Here is a 26,646-nt window from a genome sequence, read left to right as displayed (position 1 = left end):
TCGGCGCAACCACACTGCGCACCCGCGGCCGCCCATCCACACCCCGGACTCTAGCGGCTCAGGGCCCCACTCAGGTGGGGCCGAATGAAACCGCCCTACCGGGGCCAGATCAACTTGACATAGCCAACCAGGTCGGCGTCGAAGACGCCCTGGGAACACGAGAACCGCAGTGTGCCGTCCTCCTGCACCCGGAAGTCCTGGTCGATCCCGCCGAGCCACTCGTCCCAGAGCGAGCTCTCACTGCCATGCCACCGGATCTCCTGCAGGAGCGCTGCGACAATGTGCGGACGCACGTGCGCGACCCAGTCCTGCGGGAAGGGAATGCGCCAGAACCGCTCCTGCAGAGTCGCCTTTCCCGGCGCGGCGCACTGGTCGCACCGGAGCACCGTCTCGGCGCCCGGCTGGTCGACGACCGGCACCGCGTACCACGCGCGCTCCCGTCCGCTCGCCTCGTCGATGTAGGAGATCTCCCGCGTCCGACCGGGCAGGCCGGCGAGCAGCTGGCGAGCCGCGTCGGGGAGGTGCTTCCCACATGCGAACGCGGAGTCGTATCGCGCGAGCCACAGATCCGGCTCGTCGAAGTCCGCGTAGACCAGGCCCTCGTCGACGGTTGCTTCGCACTTCGCGCAGGCGTGATCGCCATCGGCGGCCACCACCGTGGCCAGTCGCTCCCAGACGACCTCCGGCTCGCGCCGCGCGTGCACCGCGCAGAGCACGCGTCCGTCGTTGCTCATCATCAGCTGAATCTCGCTCATCCGAATTGCCCTCCCGATCTTTGGTGGGGAACCGCTCCCCGCGACACCACCAATATTACCTAGAACTGTCCCACTTGGCAAGACAGTTCTAGGTAACTATGATGAGCTGCATGAGCGGAACGAAGCAGCCCGTCGAGTACTGGGGCATCGGCCAATTCGCCGAGCACCATGGGCTGACCTACGAGACCGTGCACGGCTACTTCAAACAGGGCTACCTCCCTCAGCAGGACGCCGAGATGGGCGAGCCCGGGACGCGCGGATGGCGGCCCGGATGGCTCCCTGTGACCGTGACCGACGGCTGGTTCCGCCGACAGGCCAATGCCACCACCGGGGTGGTCGGTGAGCGCCCCACTGCGCCGGCAGCGGCACGCCGATCGCAGGTGTACTGGTCGCTGCGTCAGATCGGCGCCGAGCTGGGACGTGGGCGAAGCACGGTCAATCGCTGGTATGACGACGGCCGCCTCGGTCTACCTGACGCAGTGTTCGGCGAGACTCGCGAGCCGGCGTACCTGCCGGCGACGATCCGGCGGCTCGACCTGCCGGTCAGCACGAAGTAGCCCAGGCCCAGACGGGCGGGCGGTGCCCGGTTGTGGGCCGCCGCCGCGCGACCTGTGGTCGAACGAAGGCCCCACGGGTGCGCCGGAGATCGTCCACACGAGCGCGGACGTATCGGCGGGTCCATCATCGGGGTGTCCGCCCACCAACGCACAAGAGCGCCCGCACTCCCCCAGGCTGAGGAAGGCGGGCGCTCAGTCGTGCGCCGTGGGTCTCCTACTGCTGCTCCGGCACCTCCGGATCGTCGCCGCGGGGGTCGATCGTGTCGATCGCGACGTCGTAGCCGCCCCAGGGGGAGCGACCAGCGACCGCACGGGTGGCGGTGCCGCGGCGGTTGGTGATGATCGGCCAGCCGGGAGGGCAGTCCCCGTAGAGCGCCTCGATGCTCCGCTGCCAGTTCTTGCCCGCCTTGCTGCCCAGCTCGTACTTCAGCGGCTCGACGACCGGGCTCTCGCGCCATCCGTCGTGGGCGTGATCGAGGGCGTCGACCGCGGCGAGGGAGTCCTCGAGGTGCTCACCATCAGCCTCCCAGTCGCAGCCCGTGCAGAACCCGCGGTAGATCAGGTGCCCGACGCACGCGCAGCCGCCGCGGTGCGTGAGGTCAGCGCACCGAAGGTCGGCGCCGAGCACGTACGGCTGGCACTCCATCGTGCGGACCGGGGCGGCGCCGTACGAGGTCCCCCAGGCGCGGACCACGAGGCCGGCGCCCAGCTCGATCACCGGGGTCCACTCGGCCATCCAGGCTTGGTAGGCCTCCAGGCGCGCCCACAGGCCTCGTCCGGCCATACCGAAGTGGCGGGCCGGGATTCCGGCTGCTCGCTTGCGTTCGGTTTCGTCGGCGGCGAGCATCGCGAACAGGTCGAGCTGACCATCGATTGCGGTCTTCATCGGTTCGTCCTCTCTCCGTGGGTGGGGCCGTCAGGCGGCCTGGCCGCTTCCTGCGTGCTCGTAGCCGAGGCTCTCGGCGACGGCGTAGCCGTAGTCGCGGGCGTTGGGAGGGCAGACCGCGTTACCGGCCTGGCGGGCTCGGTCGCGTTTGCTGCCGAGCATGATGTAGTCGGCGGGGAAGGCCATGCCTGCGGCTTGCTCGTGCGGCTCGAACATCCGGAAGTAGCAGTCCTCGATCGCGATGGACCCGCCGGGCGCGAGCAGGCTCTGGTGGCCGCCCGTGGTCAGCGTGCGCAGCGGCTCGGTGATCGGGGTGACCATCTCCGCGCCTCCCGTGTTGTTGCGCATCACCAGCGCGTGGTGGTTGCCCGCCGCGGCGAAGGTGTCGAGGACGTCGCTGGGACGCTTGGCCGTGTTGTTGTTGCGCATCGGCAGGATGAGCGCGTGGTGGTCCCGCGTGGTGAGCGTGCCGATCGGTGCGGAGATCGGGCTGCACTGGCCCTTGCCGTAGTAGGCCATCAGCAGCCCGTTCTCGTTGCGCGCGGTCAGTGTGCGCATGGGGCCCTCGACGGGGAAGGGCCACTTGCCCTCGCGGCCCTCCATCGGGACGACGAGCGCCTTGGAGCTGGTGCCGTGCAGGGTGCGCAGCGGCTCGGTGGCGGGCCAGGCGCGCATGTACCCGGTGTCGGTGCCGAATGCGGGGTGGCGGGGATCGGCGGCGTCGTAGGTGTTGCCCGCGGCCTCGATGACGAGATTTCCCCAGTGCCGGTCGATACCGGCTTGGATGCGGCGCATCGTCTTGTCCGCGAGCGGCTTGTCCCGATCGCCGATGCGCTGGCCGGGCAGGGACCAGTCGATCGCGGTCTCGGCGGGAAGCCACGCGGGCTCGACGATGGTGCGGCAGTTGCTGCGGGGGCACTTCCAGACGTACTGCGTGCGGTACCGGCCCCAGGGCTCGCCGTCGCGCTTCCACGTCTGGAGGGCCTGCACGACCTCGTCGCAGCCGGGGCACCAGGCGGAGGGGCGGGTCCATCGCTGGACGTCGGGCGCGGTGTTCCCGCGGCGCCAGAACATCACGTACATGCGGTCGCGGGACTGCGGGGCAGGCATACCCGCGGCCTGGGCGTGCATGCTGTTGGAGAAGATGATCGTGTGCTCGTACCCGAGCAGCTGCATCGCCTGCAGCCAGGCTGGGAAGAGCACCCACTTGGCGGCGTCGACGACGTTCTCCGTGATGATCGCCTGGTACTGGTGGTACTCGGCGAAGCGCGGCACGTCCCACATTGTCGCGCGGCTGCGCTCGGCTGCAGGATCCTCGATGGAGTTGCGCTTGCGTCCCTTGGCGACCGAGTGGTTGGTGCACTCCGGGCTGGCCCACAGCACATCGGTCTTCGGGAAGCTGCGCGGGTCGACGGTGTGGATGTCGGCGCGCTTGTGGTCGACGTCCGGATGGTTCGCGCCGTGGGTGTCGAGCGCCTGCTGCCAGTGATTCGCGGCGACCTTGACGGTGAACGCCGGATGCTGGGTCAGGCCGGTGCTCGATCCGCCTGCGCCGCAGAACATGTCGGTGACGGTGAGGGTCATTGCTAAGCTCCTGTTGCTTGGTGTGAAGGCCGAGTGATTGGGAGGGGTCGGAGGTGGCAGCCTCCGACCCTTCCGTCGTGCTACTGGTTGGCGCGGATCTCGTGGGCCATGTGGTGCGCCCACGCTGCGAGGGCGGTGAGGCCGTCGGCATCGAGTTCCTGCGCCCGCGCTCCGAACGGGCCGATCTGGACCGTGCCGCGAGAAGTTCGCACCAGATGCAGTGTCGGGTCGGCCATCTCGTAGTTGTCGGAGATCACCGCCTCGCCCGGATCGCTGGGGTTAACTGCGAAGAGGGAGATCGTGGTGCGCTCGATGTTCTCGTTCATCTGCTGTGTCCTTTCTGCCTGCTCAACACCCACAACATTACCTAGAACTGTCCCATTCGTCAAGGTGTTTATAGGAACCTCGCGTTAGGTTCCTTGCAACACGGTGTGACCTGCTGCTAGCGTCACTATCGCCGGTCGAACCTATGCACAACCGCGGCGGAGGATACCGGCAGGAAAGAGGTTGATATGTCCGAGTCCGAACCGAAGAGATACACGGTGCCGGAGGTCACCGACTGGTTGCGGGAGCAGATCGCGTCCGGTGCGTGGCAGCCGGACACGCCGGGGCCGACCCTCGATGAGCTCAACGAGAAGTTCTTCGGCGTCGACGCGGGGCCGGCGAAGGCCCGCAACGCGTACAAGCCGCTGGTGAATGCCGGGATCGTCAAGACCGTCACCGGATTTCACGGTGGTCACTACCTGGTGCCGAGTCAGGAACCGACGGCCGCGGTGAACCTGTCTCCGCAGCTCGACGGCGTGGACAAGGCTGTCGCCGAACTGCGCGACGTGGAGCTGTTCCAGTGCGAGTTCCAGCGGGTGAAGGACCGCGTCTACTTCGGGGCGAGCCTGCACGCGAGCAGGCTCGCAGCCGAGGACTTCGCGATCGCGATCCTCACCGAGCTGGGTGTGCAGGAAGGGATGGCGCGCACGGCCGCAGCGCATGCGGCGTTCACCGGGGCCGAGGCCGGCGTGTACGCGGTGCGGATCTACTCCGTGTCGCTGACCGGTGATGTCCGCGAGACCTTGGGTCGCGCGCGACCGTAACAGGCCTGCGTAGGGCTGAGGGAAACAAGGAGGACCGGGCACCGTGGGATGGTGCCCGGTCCTTCTTCATTGTGCGATGCGGGTCAACGCCCCAGCTCGCTGCCCCCCTCTTCGCGCCCAGCCGGACCGGTCGGACGCTCGGCACGGTTCCCGGTCGCTCTGCGGGTGGTCCGGGAGTTCTGCGCCGGTTGTATCGCCTTCACCGGCAGGGCACGGCCCCCGCTGGCGACCAGCTCGGGCTGCTGGGCGACGTCGTGCTCAGCTGCGTACTCCTGGGCTCGCTGACGCATGTTCTCGATCGCCGCGGTGACGTATGCCGCCTTGTCCTCCATCCCCGATTCCTCGACCAGCGTGGGCGTGGGATTGAGGTCCAGGCTCCAGCCGGGGTACCTCCCGTTGCGCCGCATCCGCTCGTCGGCTTCGAGGGCCGCGGCGATCGCCTCCGGGGTGCTCTTGTCCGCCTCGATGTCCATCCGGAGCTGGACCAGTTCGACGCGGGTCGCGTTGAGCGCTTCCTGGTCCGGGAACGGTGCGTCGATCCGCGGCTCCTGGATCTCGATCTCCGCTGCGAGGCCATCGAGTTCACGCTGCAGCCAAGGGATGCGGTCGGGCAGGTGATCGGCGTAGGCGTTCTCGAGCCGGGTGAGCAGGCCGCTGGCGACCTGCCCGTCGGAGGCTGCCTTGGCCGCCAGCCCGTTCTCGTTGCCCTCCGCCTTGGGCCACAGCTTGGCTGAGGGCAGCTCGACGCTGACTCCCAGGGCCGTCTTGTCGGCCGCGTACATCGACAGCACCAGGGCGCTGTCGAAGAACCTCCGGTTGGCGCGCACGGAGACGCCGGAGGGGAACTGCGCGACCTCGACCGAGTCCATGCCCGTCTTGGCGGCGCGGTACCCGGCCCGGCACGCGTGCAGAAGCGCCATACTGCGGTCCTTCCTCTCGGCGAAGGACTTCGGCTGGCCCTCGATGAAGACCGTGATCGGCTTGCCGCTCTCCGCCCACGCCGGCGCACCCTCAGCCAGCGGCACGATGACGTCGAGCTGCTTCTGCCGCGCGGGAATGGCCTTGGTGTTGCGGTTGACCACCCAGCGCGCGTGGGAGCGGCTGTCCTGGTGGGCGGCGGCCAGGGCCTCGAGGCGCTTGCTCTCGTTGTCGAGTTCGGCAACGCGCATGAACCGCGGGTCGCCGGAAGCGGCAGCCTTGGCCGCGGAGGCCTCCTCGGCGAGGGTGATTTCGCCGACGTCCTCGATCTCGTCCATGCCCGTGCCGCCACGCTTCATCTGGGCGATGTACCCGGCCTTGGTCTCGACCTTGCTCCACATGACGGTGTCGGTGGTGCCGGTCGTCACGTAGGTGAGCAGCTCGATCTCGCTGTTCTGGTTGCCCTGCCGGATGATTCGGCCTTCACGCTGTTCCAGGTCGGCGGGGCGCCACGGCACGTCCATGTGGTGCAGGGCGACGAGCCGGTCCTGCACGTTAAGGCCCGTGCCCATCTTCTCGGTGCTGCCGATCAGCACCGCCACCCGGCCAGCGCGGACGTCGGCCTGGAGTTTGAGTCGTGCGCTGGGCTTGACCGCGTCGTGGATGAAGGCGACCTTCTCGGGCGGGATGCCGAGTTCGGTGAGCGAGTCGCGCAAGCCCTGGTAGACGCTCCACTGGCCCTTCTTCGGTGTGCCGCGGTCGCAGAAGACGATCTGCGTGGCGCCGCGCACCGGGGACATGCCGCCCTCGGGGTCTTCGTACTCGCGGTCGCTGTTGGCGTGGTAGATCCGCGCCACCTCGCGGGCGACCGCATCCGCCCGCGTGTTCCCCGGGTCGGGATCGAGGTTGGCCAGCCGCGGATCGAGCGCGACGTTGCGGCCGTCCGAGAGCACCTTGAGCTGGTTGTCGAGGTCCGGGCGGCGTGGATCGGCGGTCTCGACCCGGTGAGCGAAGTCAGCGATGAAGTCCTTGACGTCGATGCCCGGTTCGGTGGTGATCACCTTCCGCTTGCCCGACGCGATCGACGGCAGCGGGACCGGTACCTGGTCGCGAGTGACGACGTCGGCGAAGATCGACGACATCTGTGCGAGCTGGTCCGGGTTGTTGAACTTCGCGATCTTCTCGACGACCTGCAGCTTGGTCCCGGAGATGTTGGGCAGGATCAGCGACGCGGAGGTGGTGAAGGTGCCGGCCCACGCGGTCAGGCTGCGCACGCCCGCGTGACGGAGCAGGTCAGGGCGCAGGAACTGCTGCATCACCCACATCTCGGACATGCTGTTGGCGATCGGCGTCCCGGTGGCGAACGTCGCCACCCGCTCGGTGCCGGGCTCGAGGTCCCGGCCTTCCGCGCGGGCCTGGTCCTGCTGGCGGTCGCGCAGCAGCTGCAGCTTCAGCGCGAGGTCGTCGGCCTTGGCCGAACCGTTCTCCAGGGCGAGCTCTTCGAGTGCGCACTGCCGCGAGAGGTTCTTGTACAGGTGCGCCTCGTCGACGAGGAGGTAGTCGCATCCCGATTCCTCGAAATGCACGATGGCCTTGGTCTTGTCGCTCTCGGTGAGCGCCTTCTCCAGCTTGGCCTTGAGGGTGTTCTTGGCCTTCTCGACTCGCTTGATGCCGGCGGTGGTGGTGGGCTCGGCACGATCGAGTGCGTCGAGCTGCTGCTGGATGTACTCGGACCGGCGGTCGGGGTGCACGGAGATCTTCTCGAACACGCTCGACGGGATGATGACGAAGTCCCAGTCCGATGCCGCTGACTGCGCGACGAACAGCTTCCGGGCGTCCTCGTTCATCGCCTTCCAGCCGACGAGGATCTGCGCTGCCGGGTACCACTGCTTGGCCTCGCGGCCCATCTGCTCGATCAGGTGCGTGGGAACGACGATCCAGGGCTGGCGGACCAGGCCTCGGCGGCGAAGCTCCATGGCGCCCATGAACATGCTGCCGGTCTTGCCCGCCCCGACCACGTGATCGAGCAGTGCGGAGGGCTCGGCAACGATCCTGGCGACGGCATCCCTCTGGTAGGGGTGCGGGGTGAAGGCCTCGCTGACGCCGTCGAGTTGCAGGAAGCTGCCGTCGTAGGAGGTCGGGACCAGGGTGTTGAACCGGCGGTTGTACTCGTCGACCAGCCGGGCCTTTCGGTCTGGGTCCTCCCATAGCCAGCGGCGGAACTCGTCGTTGATCTTGCCGGCCTGGACCTGGGCCAGCGTGGTGGCCTGCATGTCGATCCGGGGTAGCCCTCGTTCCTTGACCGCCTCGGAGCTGTTCTCGACCTTGATCGACTGCTGGTTGAGCAGCATCTGGTACAGGTCGATCGCGGAGAGGGCCTTGGTGCGATCGGAGTTGTCGGCGCCGAATTCGCTGCGCATCTTCGCCGTGTCCGGGCTGTTGAAGCACTGGACGGAATAGGTGCCGTCGTGGTGATGGTCGATGGTCGTCCGGTCGGCGCCGAAGACCTCGGTGGCGAACTGCTCGTAGTCGCTGGTGCTGATCCACGGCGCGCTGATCTTGACCTTGATCCGCGCCGCCTCCAGGGTCTCGGGGACCTTGGCGGTGATGGCCTCGAGCGATTGTGCGAGGCCGACGTTACCGGGATCGGCGTCGAGCTGGGCGCGGGCTCGGTCGACCTTGGCGCGCATGTCACCCGAGAGCAGCCGAGTAGCGGTGACCAGCCGGGTGGGATCGTCGATGTCGGTGTAGACGAGGTTCCCGAGATCCTCGCGGGCCTCTTCGGCGCTGTTCAGGCCGCGTAGCTCGGCGACGCGATCGAGGTTGATGTGCTCGGGGGACTCCGCGAGCACGATGGACAGCGCCTGGTCCGGACTGTCGGCGCGGGTGACCTTGACCGGTGGCGCCACCACGTCGCGGGTGAAGATCTGCGCCTTGCTGACCTTGACCGTGCCGGCGTCCTCGTCGACCTCGTACCGCTCCAGGGCCAGCAGTGCGGTGATCGACGGATCGCCGCGGAGTGCGTCCAGGTGGGTCTGGCGCGTCGATCGGGGCGTCGCCGCCCAGGACTTGTCCAGAAGGTCGTCAGCGACGCGCTCGGGCAGGTCCCCGGCGTAGCTCCAGCCCTGCTCGTCGCTGTTGCGCTCGCGCCACTCCGCCTCCAGCTTGGCGAACCGGGTCTGCTGCTCCTCTTCGGTGCGCTCTCGACCGCCCTGGACCTTGAACCTGTTGATCGGCCCGTACTTCGCCACGTAGGAGTCGTAGAGCTTGTTGAGCTCCCTGCGGTTGGCCTCCTTGTCGGCCGCGGTCGCGCTGGTCGATCGCTGGGTGGTGATGGCCAGCTCGGCGACCTCGCGCAGCTGCAGCAGGTGCCGGGTCTCGGTGACGCGACTCTTGGGCAGGGTCACCGGCTCGATGCCGCCGAGACCTCGGCGCTCGAAGGTGTCGGCCGCGGCGTTCCAGCGGAGCCGGCCGATGGGCATCTCGCCGGCGTCGCGGGTGAGGTCCGCGGACGTCGCCAGGCCCGCGGTGGTGGTGACCTCGGCAGCGCGCAGGCTGTCGGCGTTGGCGGTCAGCCCGTGCCCGCGGTCCTTGGCGTCCGTGACGATCTGCCGGAGCCGGGCGCCCAGCTCGACGGAGACCTGCTCCGGCGAGGACGACGACGAGACCGTGAGTTCGCCTTCGCGGTAGAGGCCGCGATCGGCGCGCAGCTGCCCGAGCACGTTCTGCGGGTGGTCGACGAAGTACCTGTTGATCGGCAGGTCGACCTGGTCGCCGTCGCGATCGCGGACCGGGAGATCAACGGTGTCGAGCCATGCGGGCTCGGCCGGCACCGGGAGGTCGAGCTCGCGGCGCCGGAAGATGAGCACGTCGGTGACGACCTCGGTTCCCGCGACGCGGCGGAACGCTCCGGTCGGCAGGCGCACGGCGCCGACCAGGTCCGCCTTGTCGTGGATCGCCTGGCGGGCGGCGCGGGCCTTGGGGCCGCCCGCGTCCATCGTGCCCTTCGAGGTCAGCACGGCCACGTACCCGCCGGGGGCGGTGAGGGCGAGGGACTTGTGGATGAAGTAGTTGTGGATGTGGTGTCGGCCGCTGTTGTAGATCGGGTCGGGCACCTCGAACGCACCGAACGGCACGTTGCCGATGCTCAGGGCGAACGCTCCGTCCGGGAGGCGGGTCTTCTCGAAGCCTTCCGGGCGGATCTGCGCTGAGGGGTACAGCAGGTGGGCGATCTGCGCTGTGGTGGGGTCCAGCTCGACGCCGACCGTGACCGCCTTCTCGGGTGCGAAGCCGAGGAAATTGCCTGATCCGCAGCCGGGTTCGAGGACGCGGCCGTCGGTGAAGCCTGCCGCGGTGACTGCTTCCCACATCTGTCGGGCGATCGCCGGATCGGTGTAGTGGGCGTTGACCGTCGACGCCCGGGCGGCGCGCCAGGTCTTCTCGTCGAGCAGCTCGCGGAGTTCGGCGCGCTCGTCGGCGAGCACGTCATGATCGTCGGCGAACATGCCCGGTAGGGCACCCCAGCCGGACCACTGCACGAGGACTTCCTGTTCGTCCGGTGTGGCGGCGCGGTTCTGCTCAGCGCACAGGTGCGCGACGCGGAGCGCGTCGATGTTCGCCTGGGCTCGGGCCTTGAGCCCGGAGGGGACGGTGACTGATCCGGTCGGGCGGTAGTCGACGGGCTCGACGTACGGGACCGGATCGGCGGTGATCTCGGCGTCGTTGTCTGCTCCGGTCGCGGGCTCGGCGGGTGCGGGGGCCGCGGGGTCGTCGTCGAGGCCTTCCACGGCGTGGTTCGCGGCGACGTACACCAGCGAGCCATCGGGGCGCAGTGCCGGTTCGACGCGAGTGGTCGCCCACTCCTGGAGGGGCAGGCCCTTCTCCCCCTGTGCGACTCGGCGGGCGACGTCCTGTTCCGCGGTCGCGCGCGAGGACGGTGGCAGCGGGGTCCCGCCAGGGTCGATCACCGCGGGATCGGTCGGCTGGGTGAACTCCTCGAGGTCGAACAGGGAACCTTGGCCGGCGTCTAGCTCAGCTTCGATTGCGCGTTCGCGGCGCGAGCGGCGGCCAGCCGGGCGTCCCGCTGGGCCAGGGCCTGCGTGACTTCCTGCAGCAGCTGAGTTGCCAGCGGATCCGTCGGTGTCGCCGGGACCGGCAGTTCGTCCTCGATCCTCGCCTGCAGCAGCAGTTCCAGCGCGACGATCACCGCGACCGGTTCCGTCGGCCACAGCTGCGCGACCTTCTGCTCGGTCTCCCGGCTCGGCTGCGTCGCCCGATCGCTCATCCACCTCGACATCGCCGGCGTCGCGCGCCTGATCGACTCGTTGATCCGCAGCTCCTGCAGTTCGCTCAGCTGGTCCGGGCCATCCTCCGGCGCCTGGTACCCGTCCCACACCTGCGCCAACGTCTTCTCGATCGACATCGGCCGCGCCTGCTGCTCGAACATCGTGATCGGCGCTTCGTCCGGCGCCCGGTCCGGATTCTCCTGCTCCCAGCGACGGAGCATCTCCGCCACGATCGCCTCCTCGGCCGCGATCGCTTCCCGCTCCCAGCGCTGCGCTTCGGCCGCGATCTGCTGCGGGGCCAGTTCCCCGGTCCACCTGCTCTGCACCGCGTGCGTGATCTCGCTCATCTGCTGCCTTCTCCTGCTCATCGTGGTCGATTCCATCACTGCTGCGTCCCTCCCTCAATCGTTGGTCCTGCGCCGCGATCGGCGCCCTCGTGAGTGGGTTCTCGTCGAGTGGCACCGGGCGGAGCGTCTCGAGCATCAGCTCCGGCTCGGGCACGTCGTTCAATACCGCCCGCAGCTCGTCCAAGGACAGGCGGGTGGTGAACTCCACCAGCACCTCAATGTCTTCGTCGGAGTCGGACTCCTGGGTGATCGTGTAGCTCACCGCGCCGTCCCAGCCTCGCGCGTCCAGGGCGGAGTCGAGCTCCTGCAGGTCGATCTCCGCCTCGCAGCGCATCGACCAGACCTGCTCGTCCCGGGCGGTGGACGCTGAGGGCTCCGGGAACCGGCTGAGGTAGGGCTGCGCCGCCTCGATGCCGCGGACCATCAGGTTCACCGCGGCCGGCAGCAGCGGTGAGGGCGGAAGATCGCCGACGACCGAGTGTGTGCGGGCCGCTGCGGCGATCCACGTGAGCGCCGGCTCCTCGGTGCCCGGCCACGTCCTACTCACCCAGTCGAGTTCGATTTCGGTGGGCGGGAGGGCGAAGACGTCGAGCGTGGCCTGGCGATGCCGCGCCACCCACTGCTCGCGCGTCGTGCTGGTGAGAACCTCCTTCCCTGCGATGTTTTCGGGTACCTCAAATACACCCCCGTTGGGGGTTGCCATTTCATCCATGAGAGTTTGCGCTGTCCCTGGTCGATGTGAAGTTGACCAAGGCAGCATCCCACGGCACCCGGATGGTCACCAGGGTTCCCTGCGACAAACCTGCAGAACACTCTCCGGGTGGGCGGGCTCCTACTCTCCGCGGCAGGTGTTGGGCGACCAGAGGCCACGCCCCTGCTCTCGGGCCACGCCCTGGGCGGCGCGGAACGCAGCGAGGTACTTGTACGGGGCACCGTAGCTGTACTCGTGCGCGAAGCCCTGCTCGATGAGATGGAGGTTGATCAGACGGTGATCGGTGGTCCAGACGTAGCGCAGGCTGCGACCCGTACTTGTCGCTCTGGTCCTGGCTCGCGTCGGACTCGAGGTAGACGCGCTGCCCGGTGAGGAGGCGACGGGCCTCCGCGCTGGCTTCAGTGCCGAAGCACTGCACGGGCTTCCGTGGATCCTTGACCTCCGGCGTGTCGATGCCGAGGAGCCGAACTGTCACCGTTGTCCGATCGCGGCGAACCGTGATGGTGTCGCCGTCGACGACTTTGACTACGGGGTACGGCCCGTCGATCGCGGTCGTGGGAAAGGTCGGCGCCGCGGCCTGGGCGGGATTCTGCCCGAAGGTGGAACACGCCGCGACGGTGAATGCGAGAGCCCCTGCAGTCGCGATGCCGCGGGTGCGGGCGATGCAGGGGCCGGCGAGACTCCGGTACGACCGAGGTCCGCGCTGGGGGCGGGATGGGGGCCGGGATGAATATGGGTGCCACTCGTTTTCATTGCGCATGGGGTGAGCATAGGCGGCTACCGTCCAAAACGACAAGGCCCCATTGACATATTGGGCAATGCGCTGTTGCGCAGCTATGCAATAGGGGGTTGCGGGTAGGATGCGGGCCATGGCGAGCTCAGTGACTGCGGTCGTGTCGCGGTTCATGGATCTTCCGCGGTTCTACGTGGTGACCGTCGGCGCCGAGAGCGTCGGCCCGATCCGGTTGCGCGAGGTGCGCGCGGCGGCGGCGGACCTCGTCGACGATCCGGATGCGGAGATCGAGGTGGTGTTCCCACCACCGCTGGATGACCTGGTCTCGGAGTCGCGGGCGACAGCGCTCGTTGCTGAGCAGGCCGTGGCTGCGGCACAGGACGCGAAGCTGCGGGTGATCGATGAAGTCACCGGGGACGGGGAGTCGGAGGCGACGGCGGGTGTCGTGCTCGGTGTGACGCGGCAGCGGGTGCAGCAGCTCCTCGCGACGCGGGCAGCGCGACAGGAGCCGGACCGGTGATGGACCCCAAGACGTCGCTGGAGACGTGCGAGAACGCGTTGCGTGAGCTGATGCAATACCGGTACCGGGCGGAGATCGGCGAGGACTGGCTGGCGACGGTCTCCAACAGTGAGCAGCGCCGTTCGTGGAAGATGCGGCATGACGCCGAGCAGAAGGTGCGCCCGGGCGTGGCGTCGCTGCCGCCGCTGGGCCTGGCCTACAGCGATCTGACGGATCTGGTGACGATCGCCCGGAAGTATTGGTCCGAGCTCGATGGCGCCTTGGGCGAGCAGGAGATGACACTCCCGCTGCTGGTGCGGTTCGACGAGCTCAGGAACAGCGTGGCGCACAACCGTCGGCTGGTGGCGTTCGAGAGGGAGTTGCTGGCGGGGATCGCCGGCCAGATCCGAAATCAGGTGACGATCTACATGAGCAGCCAGGACCCGTCCGGGGAGTACTACCCCCGCATCGAGAGCATCACGGACTCCTACGGGCACACCTTCACCCCGAGTGACCTCGGCAAGAACGAGGCGTACAACGCGCGAGTGGAGTGGGAGATCACCGTGGGGGTCGGCGAGCAGGTGCGGTTCGCGTGCGTGGGCACCGACCCCCAGGGCCGGGAATTGGTGTGGGAGCTGACGCACGCGAACATCGGGTACTGCCCGCCGTACCTGTTGGAGGGCAACGAGGTCGAATTCGTGTGGGAGGTGGGCGACGAGCACGTGCGGTGGAACCCGACCGTCGTCATTGAAGTCGGCGCCAAGGACGCGCCGCACCATCGCTACACCAAGTTCGACGCCAAGGTGGATTGGGCCTACCGGGAGGTTCGGCCGGCCCAGGCGTAGCCGCGAGCGGATCAGCCGCGGCCGTGTTCGGCCGCGGGCCGTTGTGCGCCCGTGGTGGACCGTACGGGGCGCCGCGAGTCGAGCGCCGTGACGGTGGCGCTGCGGGTGCGGCGGGAGCTGGTGGATGCGCCGGCGGCTGCTCCCAGGGCCGCCGCTACGCGGTGCGAGGCGCTGGACCGCTCTGCGGTGACCGCGGCTTCTGGCGGGGCGTCGCGTCGGCGGGGCGGCTGCGCGGGCGGGAAGTCGTTGAGGGCCCGGTAGCGTTCCTCGAGGCGGCTCTCGCGCATCGCGGTCGACGATCGTTCGATCGCGGGGAAGATCTCCTCGGGGTCCGTCTCGGCGAGGATCTGTTGCACGCGGGTGGCGTGCATGACGGCCTGGCGGCGCATGGCCTGGTGCAGGATGGTGCTCGCATGGCCGCGGAGATCGGCGGGATCGCCGTCCGCGACAACCACCTGTAGCAGGGCACGATGAGCGGTATCGCGGTGGTGTTCGGTCGGGAATGTCATGCGCTGCAGCGCCTCGTTGACAGCCTCGGCTCCGGAAGCGCCGGCAGAGGCACGGCGGGCGTCGATCGCAGCGGTGTAGAGCAGGCTGTTGACCGGCCTGTAGAAGTCGTCTGCGCGCAGGTACCTGGCGATATGGCGGGCCTGGTCGACGGGAGCGTTGATGAAGGCCTTGAGCGCCTCGTGCTCGACGCGGAGGTCATCGTCGTCGACGAGGTACGGGTCGACCGTGCGGGGCGGCTCGGTGGCCGGCGGGGGGCGGTGGTTGTCGCGGAGATGCGCCGCATCGGAGGGAGTCGAATCAGTGGACGATGCGGGGCTGCCAATCCCTGTGTCGTCGTGGTGTTTCTGATCCGGTTCCGTGCCGGTGGGGGCGGTGTCCGCGGCTGAATTCTGACTCATGGTCTGCGCTGTCCTTGAGGGGTCAGGGTTTTCAACTGCGTGACTGGGATGCTACGCGCGTTCGGCGCCCAGTACCACAGGCAACGCGAATGTGGCAAGATGACCGGCAGTGGACCCCGGTGAGTAGTGACACCGGCCTGAGTGGCATCTCGGGTGTGTCCACCGCGGCTGGTCGACCGCCCCGTCGGTGGCGAGCTGTGACAAGTCGACCAACGAGGTACAGCGCACATGTCCGCAGCTCCGCTGCGGGACCCTGGTGGGTCCCGCGTATCCGCATCCCTTCCTTCCAGTTCCCCGGCGCCTCAGCGGCGGCAACGCTTGATGGCGTTGCTGCTGGCGGTGTTCGTGTCGATGGCGATCGTCGCCCCGGCGCCGGCGGCTCACGCAGATCCGACCCTGCCGTTCCCGATCCCGGCGCCGATCCCGGTTCCGACGGGCTTGCCCTTCCCCGTGCCGCAGTTGCCCGGGCAGACGACGCAGGCGCCGACAACGCCCGCGGGGCCGGCCACGGCGCCCGCTGCGGCACCGACGACGCCGGCCACTCCCCCGGCTGCCGCCACGACGACGCAGCTCGAGGCAGACCCCTGCGCTGCGAGCAGCCCCGACGTGCGACCGAGCAGCGGGCCGGTTCCGACGAAACGTTCGGACAGCCCGAGGCTGATCCCCGGGTCTGACCGGTTCGGCGTCGACAGCGTGCTGCTCGAGCCCGCCGGGAAGATGCTCGGGATGGGCAAGCCCCTGGCCTCGGGCAAGGTGTTTCCCGAGTTCGTCGTCTTCGACGGTTCGCAGCAGGGCCAGGGGATCTACAACGAGAAGACCCGGTTGCAGTCCGGGCTGGTGTGCGCGATCGCTGACTCGCTGACCAGCTTGAAACTGCGGCGCGATGTGCCGCAGAAGCTCGGCGCCGGCCTGCTCGCGACCCCGACCCTGCTCGCGGGCCTTGAGGGCCCGGATATCGCCGCGGTGATCATGACCGGCTCGACGTGCGCGATCTACCTGGCACAGGCCGCGGCCTCGGCGGCGATGGCCGGCGGATCGAGCGGTGCCGCGGCGGCGGCTGCCGCACCCGCCGCGATCTCCGCAATCCCCTCGTGTGTGGCGGCAGGTGGTGACGCCGCGCGGATCGCGGGCAAGGTCATCAACGTGTGGGAGCACAATCCGATGTTTCCGCAGGTCGTGGAGTTCGCGGCACTGCTCGATCCGGACACTCCGATCGGCGCGAAGGTCTGGTCCAAGCTCCCGAAGGAGTTCCAGGTCGACGAGGTCAAGGGCATCCTCAAGACCCTGAGCCGGTTCAACCTCAAGCTCAGCGAGGTGTGGATCGGCAAGTCGATCAGCATCTTCGGCGATGCCGTGAGCAAGGCTGCGCAGGGCGATTCCAGTGGCGTCCCGGGGGCTGCGATCGCTGCCGTCGAGCTGGGCATCCAGGTCGTCTCGGCCGCCGCGTACGCGTTGACCGGCTCCGACGAGCTGAAGTTCGGTGGCGAGACCATCGTCGATACCAAGATGCTGGTCAACCAGATGAGCCGGGTCTATTCCGGTGGACTGACGCGCCTGCCCGGTGAGAGCAGCGGCGTCGTGCAGGGTGGCACGCTCGGCGGACAGACCGGAACGACCCAGCCGTTGCGCGAGCTCGACCTGGCGTCGCTGAACGGCGGCAAGGTGACTGGTCCGATCGGCTGCATGATGGGGACCGGGACGGGCGCCGTCGGTATGACGCAGATGTTCAACACGGGCTACACGATGCAGCAGAGCGTCACGCCGGCCGCCGCGACGAGTACGACCAGCAACCAGCCGGTCGTGAACGCCTACGCGGGGAAGGCTCAGACTCCGGACCAGCTGATCGGCCCGGTACTCGCGCAGATCCCCGGATCGTCGGCGGTGACCACCGGGCAGGGCACGGCGACGACGAGCCAGACCGGCGCGACGACCCAGCTGCCGGAGCAGTGCAAGACGGTCGACGGACGCACGTTCAGCGCCGACGGATCGAAGACGCTCTCGCAGGCCGATATTGACGCGCTGCGCAACGTTCCGGGGATGGTCAAGGCGCCGGACCCGGCGAAGGCAGCCAACGGTGCCATCTGGGGCCTGGACGCGAACGACCCGAACGGCCTGCTGTCGCGGCTGCCGTTCATCGGGCTCGGCGGCGGGTTCCCGCAGCTGCCGGTCAGCATGCCGGAGATCCCGGTGATCTCGAACGCCCTGCAGACCGCAGGGGGCCGCTGAAGCCAGCGGCGTCAATTTCGATCGCATGAAAGGAACGAACCCGATGAAGATCAGACAGGCCCTGGTCGGCGCCCTCTCGGCGCTGGCCTTGGCGGTGTCCCCGGTGGCGCTCTTGGCGCCGACGGCCACCGCGGATCCGGGCGGTTGCGGGACGATGCAGGTCATCGCCGCGCCCGGTACGACAGAAACGCATGTCGGGGACACCCGACCGATGGCCCAGCGCGGGCTGATGGGCAACTGGGGGCAGCAGCTGCAGCAGCGTGTGCCCGGTGCACAGGTGCAGATGGTGTCCTATCCGGCCCAGGTGGGCGGTCCGGTCGCCGGTCTCGTCACCGGGCAGCAGACCCCGGAGAAGGCGTCCGTGGGGCAGGGCTACAGCACCATGCAGACGATGCTGCAGCAGACCGCGGCGCGGTGCCCCGGAACGCCGATCGTGCTGAGCGGGTATTCGCAGGGAGCGCAGATCGCCGGCGACCTGTGCTCGAGCGTGGGGCAGGGCAAGGTGGCTGGTGTGCAGGCGCGGCAGATTCGCTCGTGCGAGCTGTTCGGCGACCCGAAGAAGGGGTCCGGCGACAAGACCATGGGCGGGCGCGAGACGCCGTTCAGCGGTCTGCTCGGTAACGGGCGGGACATGGGCGAGCTGGCCAACCGCACCTACCAGGCGTGCGAGATCAGTGATCCGATCTGCTCCTATCGGGCCACCGAGGTCGCGCAGGGCCTCGGCGGGAACCCCCAGGTAGGGGCGAACAGCCCGCAGGCGCAGTCGATCGCCACCCAGCTGCTCAGCTTCAAGCCGCAGTACGGCGGGTCGAACTCGATCTGGCAGGTCGCCGCGGACGCCATCGGTCCGTGGGCGGCGTTCCAGTCGCAGCACACCGGGTACGCGACCGGAACGAACTTCGGCGGCACGTCGGCGGTCGGTTCGTCGGTGGACCGGCTGGCATCGGGCAAGGTGTCGCCGCTGTCGGCGCCGAGTCAGCAGGCGACCAACCCGGTCGCGCAGCAGCAGGCCCAGACGCAGCAGGTCGCGCAGGCCATCCCCGGCCTGACGGCGCTGTTCAGTGGGGTACGGCCGATGGCTACCTCGGCGACCCCCTCGGCCACGTCGGTGACGCAGGCCGCTGGCCGTGCGGCGCCGACCGCGTTCGCCGGCGGGGTGCAGCCCTACGGGCTGCAGGTGCAGCCGGGGGCCGGGATGGTCGTGCCTTCGGCCGGCGCGAGCACGCCGGGCCTGCAGAACGTCGATGCCCAGGGTTTGGGCACCGTCGCGGGGATCCTGGCGGGGGTCCGATGATGCGGGCACGCATCGCACACGTCGCGGCGGCGGGCGCTCTTGCGCTCGCCGCCGCGGCGGCGGTGGGACCTGTGGCGCATGCCGACCAGTTCATCGGCGGGAAGTGGGTGCGCGGCCAGATCGAGGTCACCTACTTCGCGCTGGGCGGGCCTACGCCACAGAAGCTGTGGGGGCGCACGCTCACCGACGAGCTCCCCGACCGGGCCGGTGGCCGGTTCCAGAAGTTCGAGAATCAGTCGTCGATCTATTGGAACCCGTTCGTGGACGGCGGCAACGCACACCAGGTCGGCGGTGCCATCGAGACGAAGTGGGGCACCGTCGGCTGGGAGACCGGCCCGCTGCGCTATCCGGTCAGCGACGAGCGGCGCGTCACGCAGGGCGGTGACCCCGTCCTGGGCTGGGGCAAGGAGGTCGCAGGCGCCTGGAACGACTTCCAGGGCGGGAAGATCCTGTGGTCCCCGCAGGGCGGTGCACGGATCGTGTGGGGCGAGATCCTCCGGACCTTCGACACCGCCGGCGGCATCGCGAAGTACGGGTGGCCGGTCGGCGACGAGCAGCGAACGGCCGATGGCAGATTCACGCAGAGCTTCCAGAAGGGCACGATCACGTGGCCGGCGCGGGAGCAGTAGGCCGCGGGCGGCTGATCCTCGATCGCCTGCGCGAACGCGCGCAGGCGCGGCGACAGGCGCTTGAGAGCATGTCGGCGCGGGAGCGGGACGCCTACCTCCACCAGGTGCGGGCGGAGAACATCGCGGTCCTGATCGCATTCAGCATCGGGCTGATCGCCTGCGGGCTCCTCCTAGGGCTCGTGGTGCGGTGCGGCGAGATCATCTCCCCGCTGCTCAGGCCTGCGGCAACGACGAGCGCCGGCGGTGACGTTGCGGCCACCGACGTGGGCTGGGCGTTCACCGCGCTGGTCTGCGGATCGATGGTCACGGCCATCCTTGTCGGCGTCGCGCTCGGCAGAATCAGCTACAACATCATCCACAATATTCAGTCCCGCAAGGGAATCCACGACCGAAAGACGCCACTGACATGAACAAGTCCTCGTGCGCGCTGGTCGCTTCGCTGCTCGCGCTCGGCATGAGCGGGACCAGCTTCGCCGCCCACGCCGACCCGAACCCCGCCGCGTCCGCGGTTCCGGCAATCCCTGCCGAGTACCGGGCTCCGCTGAGCGAGGCAGGTAAGACATGCCCGCAGGTCGACGCCCCGCTCGTGGCCGGAATCCTCAGTGCAGAGACAGGTTTCCGTACGGACCTCACTCCACCCTCCGGGGCGGTGAGCGTCGGAAACATCCCGCCGATGATGTGGGCGAAGTTCGCCAAGCCCGGCGAGCAGCCCTCCGATCCGGCAGCCGGTACCCACGTCACTGCGCGCTACCTGTGCTCGGTCGCGGCGGATGTCGAGAAGATTTCCGCCGGGACGTCCGCCGAGGGCAAGACCGCGCTGCTAGTAACCGCGTTCTCCGCCGGATCGACCTTCGCGACTCGGCTTCGAGACGGGAGCGCGCTCGCTGACACCTCGACGCCGGCGATTCTCACCGAGACGGCGGCGTACACGGCGAAGGTGCTCTCAGCGCGAGACGAGTACAAGAAGCAAGGCATCTAGGTACCTGCAGCACCCACACAGCGCCGCGGCCCCTGACGGGGAGCCGCGGCGTTTGTGCGTCGGCGCCAGACACACCCTGAGATGTAGACTATTCGGCACATTGCGCGTAGACTATATAGCACAGAGTGGCGTAGTGAACCACTCCAAATCTGCAGGAGGACAGCGCAAATGATGACTACGACCGGCTGGGCGACGCCCGAGGGACTGAGCATCAACGGACAACGAGCCGCGGAGATCATCCGGGACTTCCTGATGGACAAGGACCTCGCGAACAACGCGGGAGGCCAGTTCTACTCGGCCAAGCAGTGGCGCGAGCGCGGCGAGACGTACGGGACGGAGTCCCTGCTGGTGATCGTCCACGACGGCGATCCGGCGGCGACCGTGTTCAACTGGGACGAGAGCCCTGGCGGGTACGCCCTGCGCGAAGAGCTGCAGAGCCAGCTCGACCCGCTCGGTGTGTACTTCGAGGCTGGCACCAACTGGTACACCACCGTTCACTACCAGCCGTTCCCCCGCAAGAGGTTCGACATCGACGGCGACGACCACGTGTTCGGCGCGATCGCGTTCGACAGGCCGTGGAACGGATGGGCGGTGCCGATCGTCGACGAGGACACCGTGCGGGCCGTCGTGGATCGGGTCAACAGCGTCAACGACGAGCGGATGCTCACGCTGTCGGCGGAGCACGGTCCCGTGGGCAAGATCCTCACCCTCACCGAACGTGACCGCCTGGACAATCAGGTTCTGGCCCTCACCGAGCTCGAACCGATCGACCGGCACTGCTACCGGCTCGATCTCGGGTGGACGTTCACCGAGCGGGCGGCCGAAGATCATCCGACTGCGGCGCCACGGGCGACCGAACTCCTCACGCAGCTGCGTGACGACGTCGACTACCTCCTCCAGCGCGGCACCCCGGGGGCCGACACGATCGACGTGCCGACCTTCCTGTGGGTCGCGGCGTGGGCGATCCAGTCGCTCCGTTCCGCGCGCTCGTAGTCGGGTCGGACGGGGGTGAGCGGACGTCGCAGAAATCGACTCCGCTCACCCCCGAGAATGGGCTCAGAATTGAGGCAGACTGAGCAGCACGAAGAGGACCTGTCGTACCCCGACGACATCATTACGGAAGGGACGCCCGGTGGGTGTTTTCCACCGGCACAACGAAGCGAAGGGACAGCGCCGATGCCCACACGGGAGCAATCGCGGCCCGCGCGCGTCGACATGCGTAGCGTGTTCACCTCCGACGAACTGGCACTGATAGGCGCCTGCGGAGGAACGTGGGTGTGGACAGCCGATCTGGCGACGTTTCCGCTCGAGGCATGGAGTCCGCTCTTGCACCGTCTGGATCTACCTGACCTTGCTGCGCGAGCCCGCGACGCCATCGCGGCAGGAAGTGAGGCGAAATGAGTCAAGCTCGCAGGCGCGCGGGCCAGCCGTCATCTCCGATGTTCGTCAATCCGCCCGTCCACCCGAGTGAGGCCTTGCGCGAGCATGATCGGATCGAGCGGGAGCTGATTCATCATGCACCGCGGCTATCCGAAGCCGCGTGGAAGGCATGGGAGGCGGAAGGGAGGCAGCTGCGCGTCGCACTCAGTGACGAGGCGCGGGCGAGCGGGCGTGGCGGACCCGCCTCGTGGATCTCGCACAACGTCCGGATCGGCCCCGCGCTCGCCGTGCTGACGGACCCACTCGTTCCGACACTCAGCGGGGACGCTCTCGATGAGCGTCTGCAGCTTCTCATCTCGGCACACTCGACCGGGCGGTTGCAGAGGGCAGGCGCGGCCGGCGTGGTGATCACCGGGGCGATCACCACCGCGGGCCTCTACTTGACCGAGACCGCGTCGGGAATGGTCGGCCTCACTCCCCTGGCCCTGTGGGCGCTGGCGCCCCTGGTCAATGCGTACCGCCCGCCTGTCGGTGGTCGTGGCCGGCGGTTGGAGTGGAGCGCGGTGGGATTCCGACCGATCGACCTCGATGTGGCGCGGGAGTTCGCGGCAGCACGCCAGCAGCAGGGCACCGCGGAAGCGAGGGGGCGTGCTGTTCCGGCGGCGCCCACACAGCACCACGCCGCTGCCGATCCCGACGAGGCCTCCGACACCCACGAAGCGATCGCCGCGGCCCTGACGGTCCTGGACGACCTCGACCGGGCGTGGTTGGAGTTCATCACGGACACCAGCCCGGATGGACTGCGTGCCTTCTACTTCGACATGCCCGCGCTGTGGGCGAAACCACCAGCGGAACCGGTGCTCCACTACCAGGCCGCACTCTACGAGCTGCGTGAGTTCCTGGAGGGTGTGCCGTCGGCGCCGAGCGCCGACGAGGGCTGGCGAGCGGGCGTCGTTGCGGAGCGGGCGGTCACAGCCTGGGGCGCAGCGCGCAGCTACGCCGTCCAGGTCGGTGTGGGCGATGGACGGTCTCCAAAGGAGCTGTCGGCCGCGCGGCAGCTCCCCAAGCTCATCGCGCAGTTCGTCGACGCTGGCACGACAGCTGCCCAGGCCGGGCGCCTGAAGGTGCTCATCGAGGAGCAGATGGCCCAGCTAACGACGCGTCCAGCGACCGAGCATGTGGCCGCGATCAACGTTCTCGGTGGCGAGCTGCACAGGGTGCCGCTGCAGCCTGCGCTCGAGGCCCCGCCGGCGGCGCGCTAGTAGCCCTCACGCCCTTCTGGGGCGTAGTAGCTGACGTCCAGGTCGTCCCAGTCCATCGCGTTCTCTGCGGCCCGACCTAGCTCTTCTACCGACGTGAACTTGGCTCTGCTCACGCCATTGGCGCTCTCGGCCAAACTGAAGGTGTACGTGTTCGCAGTCTGGTCGACGACGCCGATCACTCCGACGCGGTCGAAGCGAGCGAGGAGAGGCAACGAGTACGCCGGCCCGGGCAGTACCAGGCGATCGTTGTCGTCGAACGAGATCTGTTCGTCCGCCGACGCTAGCAAGTTCCAGGTCAAGCCAGTGAACGGCGACCGGTCGGCGCGGGCGCCAAGGATCCTCGCGAGCTCGCGGGAGAACGTGGCGGCGCGCTCGTCGACGTACGCCTGCACCGCCGCGGCGCGGCGTGCGTCGCGTTCTTCCTCCGCGCGCTGTGCTCGGGCAGCGGCCTCGCCCGCAAGCTCTCGGGCGCCGCGGAGGATGGCCGCCGCGCCCGAATCAGGACGAGATGCGCCTTGGGTCTCGGCGTGTTCGTACTCATCGAGGGCGCGGCGCAGCTCTGCGACCTGTGTCGTGTTGAGACGAATCTGGCACCTCTGCCCGCGGGCGCCGACCTCGACGAGGAGCGCAGGGGCTTGGCCGGCGCTCGCGCTGAGCCGCAACCACGTGCGGCGCGCGGCCGGCGAGTCAGGCTCCCGGAGCTGCAGCAGGACGGCGGGCTCGGAGGGCATAGGAACTCCCATTCGACGGGGGGCGGTCGGGGCAGAACTCCATCATGGTCCCGTGCCGCTACTTCGCGCACAGGAGCCAACACGTTGCCGGGGTGCGCTTGGGGCTACTCGACGAGGGTGCGGGCTTGGTCGTGCTGGCGCTGGTGGACGACCGCGGCGTCGGCCGACGAGTCGTGCTGCTGGTCGTCGGTGCCGCGCTGGTCGTCGTTGGCGTTGTGCTGCTCGAGAGAGCAGGCGGCGTCGACGTCGACGTCGGGGTGAGCAGCTGCGGAACGATGACGATCGGAGGGAGCGGGATCTCCACGTTGACCGGCGGCGCCGCGGCCGGCGTGGAAGTGACGGTAGCCGTCACTGTGCGCTCGGGGATCGCCGGCGAGGCTGGGATGACCGGTGCTGCGGGCGGGGGTGGCTGCGTTGTCGAGGTCATGGGCGCGACGGGCGCAGAGCTCAGAGACACGGGGGCTGATGAGGGCGAGATTCCGACGTTCACCGAGCCCGGTCTCGCCTCGGAGGTGGGCGATTCGGCGGCGATCGGCCGTTCCTGGACCGATTCTCCGCACCCCGCGATGAGGATGGTGGGGGCGAGCAGACCGAGCACGGCGTGCGCGCAGCGTCGAGTCTTCCGGTAGGTATTCATGCGCTGTCCTTGCGTGTCACGGGTGAGCCACTACACGTCACCCGACCTCAGTATGACCGACACCGCACAGGCAGTCCGCGGATCCGGGTGCTGGTCTCGGTAGCTATCGGGGATCGCGGTCGCGTCGGCGCATGCGGAAGCGGCGGGATGCCGGCGCGGCGAAGTAGTCCCGCACCGCGCTGGCCGCTGCGACCGCGGTGATGATCACCTCGTCGTAGATCGCCATGCCGCGATCAGGGTCCAGCATGCCCTCGGCGTTGATCGCGTCCTCAGCGTCGATCAACGCGCGGACGAGCCGGTACCCGTGCGCATCGTGCGCGACGTCAGCGAGGATCCTGGCCGGGTCGACGACCAGGGCGGCAGTGTCGACCCAGCGATCGGCCTCCGAGTAGGACGGGTGCTGCGCGTTGCGGGCCAGCAGGTCCACCCGCGTCGCGTAGACCAGCGCAGCGCGCCGGACCTCCGCACGGTGCACGGACCGATCGAGCAGCTGCCGAGCGACGGGATTCGCAGCAGCGGCGCCGGCGTCGACGGCCCTCTCAAACAACGACATGTCGAACTCTCTCTCCGGCCCCCGCGGGCAGCACGTGAACCGGCTGCATCAACGTACGCGGGGGGCGCGCCCCCTCTTCCTAGACGACAAGGGTGCACACAGCCCCACGCGGCGCGACCACTCCTACCCGCGGTGCGTGCTCTGGTGACGCGTGTTGAGCTCCTTCATGTCGTCGAGGCTGACACCGACACCAGCAGCAACAACAGCGCACTGCGCCCAACCGAGCCATCGTCCGAGCTTGGCGGGCGAGAACGAGTCCGACTGCTCCACTGTGTCGAGCATGCGGCGGAGGTGGTCCAGGCCCAGCTCGCTACCCGGTGCGGCTGCCATACCCGACTTCTCGGCCAAGGCGATCGTCTCCCGGAGCGCCTGCAGCTGGTTCATCTCCCCGGTCAGGACGGAGTGGGGCGCCGCGGCGCTCGATCCCGTCGCCGCCGGGGTCGCGGCCTGGTGCCGCGCGAATCCCTCGGGGTAGCGCAGCGCCATCTCAGCGGCCATGTTGGACCGTTCGAACCTGTCGGCCGGGACGCCGTAGTCACTGTTCGGCACGGGTGTGTTCTCCTTCTCGTGGCCGCTTGAAGTTGCGGAGCTAGCTGGTGGTGGCGTGCGCGGCGCGGATCGCAGCCCTGTCGCTCTCCCGCCAGATCGGCCCGCACGCTGAGCAATCCTCGTACTGCCACACGTACGGATCCCGGCGGTGCAGGGACCGGCGGACCCACTTTGCCTCGGGCGACGTGATGAGCTGTTGGGCGCGTGTGCCATGCGGGAACTGGGCCATCATGGTCGTGTAGATGCGCTGCCCGATCCCAATTCCCAGGTAGCGCCTCCACCAGTCCGGCCAGTCCCGATCGTAGAGCGGGGCATGCGTACACGCTGAGTCCTCGATGTAGGGCTTCGAGTGCACCACCAGGAAGCCGTCGCTATCGAGGTACGCCCGTGCCCGCAAGCCGCTCTGGCAGTGCGTCACGAGCACCGAATGCAGATCGCCGCTGCGATCGACACCAGGACGAATGCACATCCCGTCGGAGTCGAGTACGCGCTGCCGATCGGCTTCAAGCGCGTCGACGAGCGCAGACAAGTGGTCGCGCCAGAGCGACACGGGCACGCCGCGCGGCGGTTGCACTGCGTGAGCCTGCTCGTCCCCCCACCGTCCGTCCGCTGCATCGAACAGCAGTGGCAGCACCCTGCCGGGGGTGCGAGGGTCGAACGGGTTTCGTTCCTCGAGTGCCTGTCCCACGATGTAGACGTTGGTGACGTCCTCGGTGTGAACCAAAAGCGATGTCCACGTCGTGCTGTCCACAGATACCTCGCCCATCTCTCGCCCGCTCAGCTTCCGGATGCGTCCGGATCAGGTCGTTGCTCGAGGAGCGACCAGCCTGTCCATGCTTCAGCAGGGTAGGTACGCCAGACCTCCCCCATGTAGATCACTTCGAGCACACCCTCGATCGCCTCGGCGCGCACTCGTGCGCCCTCGCCGTTCAGGTATCGAGTCCCGGTGATCCACTCAGTGCTGCCGTCGGCGAGGTCCACGCGCACCCCTCCCGCCCGGCCGTACGTCAGGCCCTCGTCGAAGTAGTCCGCGGAGACCTCGAAGACTGACGAGGCCAACGGCCCCTCCGCGGCGTAGTACCTCTCAACCATCTCAACTCCCGTTCGATTCGTGGACTTCAGTCGGTCGCGGAAAGCAGTTCACGCCGATCGCGGCCTGCGCTTGGCTATGACAGCTTGAAGAGGCCCCGGCTCGACGGCTAGACCTGGCCCCGTTTGCGACTCGCCGGTGGTGTTGCGACGGTTTGATCTGGCCCCACCTGATGGTTGCTCGTGAACATCGTTTCCGA

General features: G+C 68.6%; 25 protein-coding genes and 1 pseudogene. 12 read left to right on the top strand and 14 right to left on the bottom strand.

Annotated elements, in window-relative coordinates; genetic code table 11:
* Positions 1 to 95: 95 nt before the first annotated feature.
* The gene (locus FK530_RS23520; RefSeq protein WP_146489333.1) at positions 96 to 755 is read right to left on the bottom strand and encodes a hypothetical protein; all 660 of its coding nucleotides are present in this window, start codon (positions 753 to 755) and stop codon (positions 96 to 98) included.
* Between the two features lie 110 nt (positions 756 to 865).
* Between FK530_RS23520 and FK530_RS23515 the strand changes: the two genes are divergently transcribed.
* Complete coding sequence (locus FK530_RS23515; RefSeq protein WP_146489332.1) at positions 866 to 1,312, top strand: hypothetical protein; 447 nt, start codon at positions 866 to 868, stop codon at positions 1,310 to 1,312.
* A 214-nt stretch (positions 1,313 to 1,526) separates the two neighbouring features.
* On the opposite strand, the gene FK530_RS23510 is transcribed toward FK530_RS23515, so the two are convergent.
* The 3 genes from FK530_RS23510 to FK530_RS23500 form a co-directional block, all read right to left on the bottom strand.
* The gene (locus FK530_RS23510; RefSeq protein ID WP_114514363.1) at positions 1,527 to 2,198 is read right to left on the bottom strand and encodes a DUF6349 family protein; all 672 of its coding nucleotides are present in this window, start codon (positions 2,196 to 2,198) and stop codon (positions 1,527 to 1,529) included.
* Positions 2,199 to 2,228: 30 nt separating this feature from the next.
* Complete coding sequence (locus FK530_RS23505; protein ID WP_114514362.1) at positions 2,229 to 3,782, bottom strand: DNA cytosine methyltransferase; 1,554 nt, start codon at positions 3,780 to 3,782, stop codon at positions 2,229 to 2,231.
* A gap of 80 nt (positions 3,783 to 3,862) precedes the next feature.
* A complete protein-coding gene (locus FK530_RS23500; RefSeq protein ID WP_114514361.1) occupies positions 3,863 to 4,108 on the bottom strand; it encodes a hypothetical protein in 246 nt (81 codons plus the stop codon).
* A gap of 186 nt (positions 4,109 to 4,294) precedes the next feature.
* On the opposite strand from FK530_RS23500, the gene FK530_RS23495 reads away from it, so the two are divergent.
* On the top strand, positions 4,295 to 4,870 hold the full coding sequence (locus tag FK530_RS23495; protein ID WP_114514360.1) for a GntR family transcriptional regulator: 576 nt from the start codon (positions 4,295 to 4,297) through the stop codon (positions 4,868 to 4,870).
* 83 nt (positions 4,871 to 4,953) lie between these two features.
* Here FK530_RS23495 and FK530_RS23490 read toward each other — a convergent pair whose 3' ends face one another.
* The 4 genes and pseudogenes from FK530_RS23490 to FK530_RS26930 all read right to left on the bottom strand — a co-directional run.
* On the bottom strand, positions 4,954 to 10,755 hold the full coding sequence (locus FK530_RS23490; protein WP_114514359.1) for a helicase-like domain-containing protein: 5,802 nt from the start codon (positions 10,753 to 10,755) through the stop codon (positions 4,954 to 4,956).
* 59 nt (positions 10,756 to 10,814) lie between these two features.
* On the bottom strand, positions 10,815 to 11,420 hold the full coding sequence (locus tag FK530_RS23485; RefSeq protein WP_146489331.1) for a hypothetical protein: 606 nt from the start codon (positions 11,418 to 11,420) through the stop codon (positions 10,815 to 10,817).
* Between the two features lie 832 nt (positions 11,421 to 12,252).
* The gene (locus tag FK530_RS26935; RefSeq protein WP_269434181.1) at positions 12,253 to 12,402 is read right to left on the bottom strand and encodes a thermonuclease family protein; all 150 of its coding nucleotides are present in this window, start codon (positions 12,400 to 12,402) and stop codon (positions 12,253 to 12,255) included.
* A gap of 112 nt (positions 12,403 to 12,514) precedes the next feature.
* Positions 12,515 to 12,892 (bottom strand): annotated as a pseudogene (locus tag FK530_RS26930) (thermonuclease family protein); the annotation flags it as partial.
* Between the two features lie 109 nt (positions 12,893 to 13,001).
* On the opposite strand from FK530_RS26930, the gene FK530_RS23475 reads away from it, so the two are divergent.
* Together FK530_RS23475 and FK530_RS23470 are read left to right on the top strand one after the other, a co-directional pair.
* Positions 13,002 to 13,385, top strand: coding sequence for a hypothetical protein (locus FK530_RS23475; RefSeq protein WP_114514356.1), 384 nt, complete (start codon positions 13,002 to 13,004; stop codon positions 13,383 to 13,385).
* The gene (locus tag FK530_RS23470) at positions 13,382 to 14,209 is read left to right on the top strand and encodes a hypothetical protein (RefSeq protein WP_146489330.1); all 828 of its coding nucleotides are present in this window, start codon (positions 13,382 to 13,384) and stop codon (positions 14,207 to 14,209) included. Before FK530_RS23475 ends, FK530_RS23470 begins: the two co-directional genes overlap by 4 nt.
* A gap of 11 nt (positions 14,210 to 14,220) precedes the next feature.
* Here the strand turns inward: FK530_RS23470 and FK530_RS23465 are convergent, their stop codons facing one another.
* Positions 14,221 to 15,117 (bottom strand): hypothetical protein, encoded by an 897-nt coding sequence (locus tag FK530_RS23465; protein WP_114514354.1) that lies wholly within the window; start codon positions 15,115 to 15,117, stop codon positions 14,221 to 14,223.
* A 321-nt stretch (positions 15,118 to 15,438) separates the two neighbouring features.
* On the opposite strand from FK530_RS23465, the gene FK530_RS23460 reads away from it, so the two are divergent.
* The 7 genes from FK530_RS23460 (at position 15,439) to FK530_RS23430 (ending at position 22,887) form a co-directional block, all read left to right on the top strand.
* Complete coding sequence (locus FK530_RS23460; protein ID WP_146489329.1) at positions 15,439 to 17,343, top strand: hypothetical protein; 1,905 nt, start codon at positions 15,439 to 15,441, stop codon at positions 17,341 to 17,343.
* Positions 17,344 to 17,386: 43 nt separating this feature from the next.
* Positions 17,387 to 18,637, top strand: a complete 1,251-nt coding sequence (locus tag FK530_RS23455; RefSeq protein ID WP_158645185.1) for a cutinase family protein — start codon at positions 17,387 to 17,389, stop codon at positions 18,635 to 18,637.
* Positions 18,637 to 19,266 (top strand): LGFP repeat-containing protein, encoded by a 630-nt coding sequence (locus tag FK530_RS23450; protein WP_146489327.1) that lies wholly within the window; start codon positions 18,637 to 18,639, stop codon positions 19,264 to 19,266. The genes FK530_RS23455 and FK530_RS23450 overlap by 1 nt, the downstream gene beginning before the upstream one ends.
* Positions 19,245 to 19,676: a hypothetical protein gene (locus FK530_RS23445; protein WP_114514351.1), complete on the top strand. Its 432-nt coding sequence runs from the start codon at positions 19,245 to 19,247 to the stop codon at positions 19,674 to 19,676. The genes FK530_RS23450 and FK530_RS23445 overlap by 22 nt, the downstream gene beginning before the upstream one ends.
* Complete coding sequence (locus FK530_RS23440) at positions 19,673 to 20,245, top strand: lysozyme family protein (protein ID WP_114514350.1); 573 nt, start codon at positions 19,673 to 19,675, stop codon at positions 20,243 to 20,245. Before FK530_RS23445 ends, FK530_RS23440 begins: the two co-directional genes overlap by 4 nt.
* 168 nt (positions 20,246 to 20,413) lie before the next feature.
* Positions 20,414 to 21,238, top strand: a complete 825-nt coding sequence (locus FK530_RS23435; protein ID WP_114514349.1) for a hypothetical protein — start codon at positions 20,414 to 20,416, stop codon at positions 21,236 to 21,238.
* 446 nt (positions 21,239 to 21,684) lie between these two features.
* Positions 21,685 to 22,887 (top strand): hypothetical protein, encoded by a 1,203-nt coding sequence (locus FK530_RS23430; protein ID WP_114514348.1) that lies wholly within the window; start codon positions 21,685 to 21,687, stop codon positions 22,885 to 22,887.
* Here the strand turns inward: FK530_RS23430 and FK530_RS23425 are convergent.
* The gene (locus FK530_RS23425; protein ID WP_114514347.1) at positions 22,884 to 23,618 is read right to left on the bottom strand and encodes a hypothetical protein; all 735 of its coding nucleotides are present in this window, start codon (positions 23,616 to 23,618) and stop codon (positions 22,884 to 22,886) included. The two genes, FK530_RS23430 and FK530_RS23425, sit on opposite strands and share 4 nt — an antisense overlap.
* A gap of 125 nt (positions 23,619 to 23,743) precedes the next feature.
* Between FK530_RS23425 and FK530_RS23420 the strand changes: the two genes are divergently transcribed.
* Positions 23,744 to 24,247, top strand: coding sequence for a hypothetical protein (locus FK530_RS23420; RefSeq protein ID WP_146489326.1), 504 nt, complete (start codon positions 23,744 to 23,746; stop codon positions 24,245 to 24,247).
* 111 nt (positions 24,248 to 24,358) lie between these two features.
* On the opposite strand, the gene FK530_RS23415 is transcribed toward FK530_RS23420, so the two are convergent.
* From FK530_RS23415 to FK530_RS23400, 4 genes are all read right to left on the bottom strand, one after another.
* Entirely contained in the window at positions 24,359 to 24,808 is a 450-nt protein-coding gene (locus tag FK530_RS23415; RefSeq protein WP_146489325.1) for a hypothetical protein, read from the bottom strand.
* A 123-nt stretch (positions 24,809 to 24,931) separates the two neighbouring features.
* Complete coding sequence (locus FK530_RS26805) at positions 24,932 to 25,357, bottom strand: hypothetical protein (protein ID WP_231706768.1); 426 nt, start codon at positions 25,355 to 25,357, stop codon at positions 24,932 to 24,934.
* A gap of 40 nt (positions 25,358 to 25,397) precedes the next feature.
* Positions 25,398 to 26,108 (bottom strand): hypothetical protein, encoded by a 711-nt coding sequence (locus FK530_RS23405; RefSeq protein WP_146489324.1) that lies wholly within the window; start codon positions 26,106 to 26,108, stop codon positions 25,398 to 25,400.
* A gap of 26 nt (positions 26,109 to 26,134) precedes the next feature.
* A complete protein-coding gene (locus FK530_RS23400) occupies positions 26,135 to 26,449 on the bottom strand; it encodes a hypothetical protein (protein ID WP_181873877.1) in 315 nt (104 codons plus the stop codon).
* Positions 26,450 to 26,646: the final 197 nt, after the last annotated feature.

The sequence above is a fragment of the Tsukamurella conjunctivitidis genome (genome assembly GCF_007858475.1).
GTDB lineage: Bacteria > Actinomycetota > Actinomycetes > Mycobacteriales > Mycobacteriaceae > Tsukamurella > Tsukamurella conjunctivitidis.
This window is presented reverse-complemented; position numbering and strand designations above follow the sequence as displayed.

Bases quoted from the DNA above. Each gene is read 5' to 3' on its own strand.
- FK530_RS23495 (WP_114514360.1), top strand. From the start codon at position 4,295: ATGTCCGAGTCCGAACCGAAGAGATACACGGTGCCGGAGGTCACCGAC.
- FK530_RS23465 (WP_114514354.1), bottom strand. From the start codon at position 15,117: ATGAGTCAGAATTCAGCCGCGGACACCGCCCCCACCGGCACGGAACCG.
- FK530_RS23485 (WP_146489331.1), bottom strand. From the start codon at position 11,420: ATGAGCGAGATCACGCACGCGGTGCAGAGCAGGTGGACCGGGGAACTG.
- FK530_RS23440 (WP_114514350.1), top strand. From the start codon at position 19,673: ATGAACAAGTCCTCGTGCGCGCTGGTCGCTTCGCTGCTCGCGCTCGGC.
- FK530_RS23455 (WP_158645185.1), top strand. From the start codon at position 17,387: ATGAAGATCAGACAGGCCCTGGTCGGCGCCCTCTCGGCGCTGGCCTTG.
- FK530_RS23415 (WP_146489325.1), bottom strand. From the start codon at position 24,808: ATGTCGTTGTTTGAGAGGGCCGTCGACGCCGGCGCCGCTGCTGCGAAT.
- FK530_RS23460 (WP_146489329.1), top strand. From the start codon at position 15,439: ATGGCGTTGCTGCTGGCGGTGTTCGTGTCGATGGCGATCGTCGCCCCG.
- FK530_RS23450 (WP_146489327.1), top strand. From the start codon at position 18,637: ATGCGGGCACGCATCGCACACGTCGCGGCGGCGGGCGCTCTTGCGCTC.
- FK530_RS23400 (WP_181873877.1), bottom strand. From the start codon at position 26,449: ATGGTTGAGAGGTACTACGCCGCGGAGGGGCCGTTGGCCTCGTCAGTC.
- FK530_RS23515 (WP_146489332.1), top strand. From the start codon at position 866: ATGAGCGGAACGAAGCAGCCCGTCGAGTACTGGGGCATCGGCCAATTC.
- FK530_RS23425 (WP_114514347.1), bottom strand. From the start codon at position 23,618: ATGCCCTCCGAGCCCGCCGTCCTGCTGCAGCTCCGGGAGCCTGACTCG.
- FK530_RS23510 (WP_114514363.1), bottom strand. From the start codon at position 2,198: ATGAAGACCGCAATCGATGGTCAGCTCGACCTGTTCGCGATGCTCGCC.
- FK530_RS23500 (WP_114514361.1), bottom strand. From the start codon at position 4,108: ATGAACGAGAACATCGAGCGCACCACGATCTCCCTCTTCGCAGTTAAC.
- FK530_RS23505 (WP_114514362.1), bottom strand. From the start codon at position 3,782: ATGACCCTCACCGTCACCGACATGTTCTGCGGCGCAGGCGGATCGAGC.
- FK530_RS23430 (WP_114514348.1), top strand. From the start codon at position 21,685: ATGTTCGTCAATCCGCCCGTCCACCCGAGTGAGGCCTTGCGCGAGCAT.
- FK530_RS23435 (WP_114514349.1), top strand. From the start codon at position 20,414: ATGATGACTACGACCGGCTGGGCGACGCCCGAGGGACTGAGCATCAAC.
- FK530_RS23475 (WP_114514356.1), top strand. From the start codon at position 13,002: ATGGCGAGCTCAGTGACTGCGGTCGTGTCGCGGTTCATGGATCTTCCG.
- FK530_RS23520 (WP_146489333.1), bottom strand. From the start codon at position 755: ATGAGCGAGATTCAGCTGATGATGAGCAACGACGGACGCGTGCTCTGC.